Origin of the sequence: Microcystis sp. M20BS1 (genome assembly GCF_020245305.1) — a bacterium.
In the GTDB taxonomy this organism is placed as follows: domain Bacteria; phylum Cyanobacteriota; class Cyanobacteriia; order Cyanobacteriales; family Microcystaceae; genus Microcystis; species Microcystis ichthyoblabe_A.
Genome location: NZ_JADBUZ010000014.1, coordinates 1 through 3,592 on the forward strand (window position 1 = coordinate 1; position 3,592 = coordinate 3,592).

5 protein-coding genes are annotated in these 3,592 nt (G+C 41.8%); 2 read left to right on the plus strand and 3 right to left on the minus strand.

What is annotated here, in order from left to right; all coding sequences use genetic code 11:
• Positions 1-112: 112 nt before the first annotated feature.
• On the plus strand, positions 113-409 hold the full coding sequence (locus tag IM507_RS01485) for a hypothetical protein (RefSeq protein ID WP_002738090.1): 297 nt from the start codon (positions 113-115) through the stop codon (positions 407-409).
• A gap of 62 nt (positions 410-471) precedes the next feature.
• On the opposite strand, the gene mnmE is transcribed toward IM507_RS01485, so the two are convergent.
• On the minus strand, positions 472-1,845 hold the full coding sequence (gene mnmE, locus IM507_RS01490) for a tRNA uridine-5-carboxymethylaminomethyl(34) synthesis GTPase MnmE (protein ID WP_287636384.1): 1,374 nt from the start codon (positions 1,843-1,845) through the stop codon (positions 472-474).
• Positions 1,846-1,909: 64 nt separating this feature from the next.
• Here mnmE and IM507_RS01495 point away from each other — a divergent pair, with 64 nt between their 5' ends.
• Complete coding sequence (locus IM507_RS01495) at positions 1,910-2,431, plus strand: DUF2062 domain-containing protein (RefSeq protein WP_123230562.1); 522 nt, start codon at positions 1,910-1,912, stop codon at positions 2,429-2,431.
• Positions 2,432-2,722: 291 nt separating this feature from the next.
• Here IM507_RS01495 and IM507_RS01500 read toward each other — a convergent pair whose 3' ends face one another.
• The gene (locus IM507_RS01500) at positions 2,723-3,121 is read right to left on the minus strand and encodes a HEPN domain-containing protein (protein ID WP_002736237.1); all 399 of its coding nucleotides are present in this window, start codon (positions 3,119-3,121) and stop codon (positions 2,723-2,725) included.
• Positions 3,118-3,432: a nucleotidyltransferase domain-containing protein gene (locus IM507_RS01505; protein WP_002737075.1), complete on the minus strand. Its 315-nt coding sequence runs from the start codon at positions 3,430-3,432 to the stop codon at positions 3,118-3,120. The genes IM507_RS01500 and IM507_RS01505 overlap by 4 nt, the downstream gene beginning before the upstream one ends.
• Positions 3,433-3,592 lie beyond the last annotated feature (160 nt).

Sequence of the window (3,592 nt, forward strand, 5' to 3'; positions counted from 1 at the left end):
GTTCTCTAATTCTCAACAAGACTACAGTTAATCGCTCCTGAAAGAAAATTTTCTTAAAGCCTAGACTAAGATAAAATTATATCCAACCAGATGCAGTATAGGAGTTGACCCAATGTCTAACGAAACTGTTACTTATTCCCTGGATGTCGTCCTTAAAGAAATTAAAGACAGTATCAAGGAGGTTAGTCAGAAATTCGATAAGATTGATGAGCGGTTGACAAAAGTAGAAATAGGAATAGCCGATCTCAAAGGGGATATTAAAGTGTTAGACGGGAAAATTGAAGGCATCGACAATCGGCTCAGATCGGTAGAGGGAACCCAAAAAAATCAGGTCTGGACATTGATTATCCTTTTGGGAAGTGCCATTATTACGGCCGCTTGGAAAGTATTTTTTTCCAGTAATATCTGAGTTCTCCAATCCTCAACAAGACCACAGTTAACCCAACACAGTTGACCAGATTTTCTAATTGCTTATTTACCAATACAAAAACGGCTAAAAATGCGATCAAGTACCGATTCAGTCACTTCTTCGCCGGTAATTTCTCCTAAAGCTTGAATGGCAGTACGCAGATCGATCGACCAAAAATCAAAAGGCAAATTTTCGTCAATTGTGTTTTTGACCTGTTGCAAAGCAATTTTCGCCCTAGTTAAAGCGGCCGCCTGTCGTTGATTAATGGCTAAATCCAAATTAGCCGCCTGTATTTCTTGATTTTGGACAGCATTAATAATAGTTTTTTCTAAGTCTTCAATACCCTGATTTTGGGCGGCGGAAAGCTTGACAACTCGCTCAATTTCTGCTGGATAAATTACCGTTTCGGGATGAGCTAAATCAATTTTATTAATCACTAAAATTAATCGGCGATCGCTGACAGAGCGATAAATTTCCTCATCTTCCTCTGTCCATCCGGACTCTGCGGAGACGGTTAAGAGAACTAAATCAGCAGACCGGGCCGTTTGACGGGAACGTTCCACCCCAATTTGTTCAACTCGATCGCTGGCCGAGCGAATTCCTGCCGTATCGAGGACTTGTACGGGAATTCCCGCCACAACTAGCTGAGATTCGACGATATCGCGGGTAGTGCCGGGTAAATCGGTGACAATCGCTCGATCGCTCCGACTCCAAGCATTTAACAAACTGGATTTACCCACATTCGGCCGCCCCACGATCGCCACTTTCAGACCACTACGCAGCAATTCCCCGCGCTCGGCGGTGGCTAAAATTAAATTTACTTGACAAAAAACCTGTTCTATGCTATGGAGAACCGCCTCGCAATCCAAGGGCGGTAAATCCTCTTCAAAGTCAATACGGGCCTCAATTTCAGCCAAAATATCGAGACAGGTGGCCCGCAAATGGCGGATCGGTTGCGCGAGTTTCCCCTGCAACCCAGCGAGGGCAAATTGTGCCGCTTGGGGAGAACGCGCCCCAACGAGATCGACGACGCTTTCGGCTTGAGTTAGGTCAATTCTGCCGTTAAGAAAGGCACGCAGGCTAAATTCCCCCGCTTGTGCCAAACGCGCCCCATTTTCTAGACATAACTGTAACACCTGTTGTACGGGAATAATGCCGCCATGACAGTGAAATTCCACCACATCCTCGCGGGTGAAAGAGCGGGGCGCTAACATGAGCAACAGTAAAGCTTCATCGATAATTGCTTGACTTTGGGGATGCCGGATATAACCGTAGAGAAGACGATGACTTTCCCAGGGTTGACGATTGCGGGTATGGAAAAGCCGACGAGCGATCGCCACTGCCTGACTACCGGATAAACGGACAATACCGATACTACCCTGTTCCGGAACGATCGCCGTAGCGATGGCGGCGATCGTATCCCCTGTGTTTAACATCTCTTAATCACTCCTTGCTAAAATTGAAGTCAGGATCAATTTTGTCAGCATTTATCCCGAAAATATGCGCTCAAGGTCATTAAAAGCGAGAAAAAGCCGCAAATATTCAAGTAATCGCTTACTGCGATTTTTGCGCTATTGGTATATTCGCTTAATGCGATTACAAGGACATCCTAGGGAAATTGCCAGGGGTTTTGCCTTGGGAGTTTTTTCGGGATTTTTCCCGTGGATCGGCCTTCAAATCATCATCGCTATCTTTTTAGCTACCCTATTTCGTGCCAACAAAATTGCCGCTGCTGCTGGTACTTATATCAGCAATCCCGTGACCGATCTGCCGATTTTCCTGTTTAATTATAGATTGGGAGAGTTTATTCTTGGTCAAAGCGGGCGATCGAATGTGGGTGACATTTTTCAAACTAATCAAAGCTTCATCGAAAAGTTAGCTAGTTCTGGCGGCCAATTTCTTTTGACCCTGTTTTTTGGTTGCTTACTATCAGCGACGGTATTTGCTACTATAACCTATTTTGTTAGCTATCGCCTAGTTCATCAACGGTATCACCGGCGACAAACAAGGAGAAAACGCTGATAAATTGTAACCGTTCGGGGGGGACGAAATCTGGTAATCTAAGAGGCATCGATGAGAAGCACCTACGGTAATCCCACAATAAGTCTAAACTGTTATTTGATTGAATGAATACTATGATTGTGTTGTATTCAGCAAGTCTTCATCAATGATCAATTATAGTCCATCCCATAATCCCATCAATCACAGTTAAGACGATGGATGTGACTGTCGCATCATTTGTAAATTATTACGAATCATTTGTGTATTGAGATGCTCTTTACTTAATGTATTGACATACAATACTTTTGTCATTTAATCAGTAGGAAGCAGGTCTGAAATTATATTTAAAAAATCTCTCACTTTTGCAATAAAAGGAAGAACTTGTAATTCATCAAAATCTGCAAAGTCTGTATAATCTGCTTCGAGACGGTATTCAAATAATTCGTTATAAACTGCACCAAAGTCTTTTGAAATAATTTCGCTACGGATGTAGTTTTTGTTGAAGAGACTACGGACACCTGTATGTTTTGGAGATGAGAGATTATCATAAGCAAGTAAAGCCGTAACAGCATAAAAGCAACTATAGTACAGACGATTGATACAACTATTCCATCTTGCACCATCAGCAAGAGAACAAGCATCTTGATAAGCTTCCTCTGCACGATTTAAACGATACCTAATTAGTTGATCGTGAGGGGAATTTTTACTCATAGCATAATAGCTTCTTTGTTAACTGATTGCCAGAAAGGAGTAGTTTGTAATAAGGGATGTTCCCATTGATTTTTGCTGCGAACAATGGTACAAATAACTTCTTCTGTTTCCCATTCGATTTCATAAATTTGACGACGGATTTGAGATGTGCGAGTAGGGTTAGTGATCCCATCAACTAATACTAATATATCCCAATCAGAGTCTGGTTGAGCATCGTTTCGCGCCCGTGAACCATAAAGAAATATTTGCGCTTGTGGTTCGATCGCTTGTACTGCTTGTTTAATTTTATTGAGTAATAGTTGTTTGTCCATGATTTTTTATTACCTTTTTGTACTGCAAAACAATATTAACAATATAGTCCATCCCATAATCCCATAATAAGTCTAAACTATGATTGAAATGATTGAATGAATACTATGATTGTGTTGTATTCAGCAAGTCTTCATCAATGATCAATTATAGTCCATCCCA

Bases quoted from the DNA above. Each gene is read 5' to 3' on its own strand.
- IM507_RS01485 (WP_002738090.1), top strand. From the start codon at position 113: ATGTCTAACGAAACTGTTACTTATTCCCTGGATGTCGTCCTTAAAGAA.
- IM507_RS01505 (WP_002737075.1), bottom strand. From the start codon at position 3,432: ATGGACAAACAACTATTACTCAATAAAATTAAACAAGCAGTACAAGCG.
- mnmE (WP_287636384.1), bottom strand. From the start codon at position 1,845: ATGTTAAACACAGGGGATACGATCGCCGCCATCGCTACGGCGATCGTT.
- IM507_RS01500 (WP_002736237.1), bottom strand. From the start codon at position 3,121: ATGAGTAAAAATTCCCCTCACGATCAACTAATTAGGTATCGTTTAAAT.
- IM507_RS01495 (WP_123230562.1), top strand. From the start codon at position 1,910: ATGCGCTCAAGGTCATTAAAAGCGAGAAAAAGCCGCAAATATTCAAGT.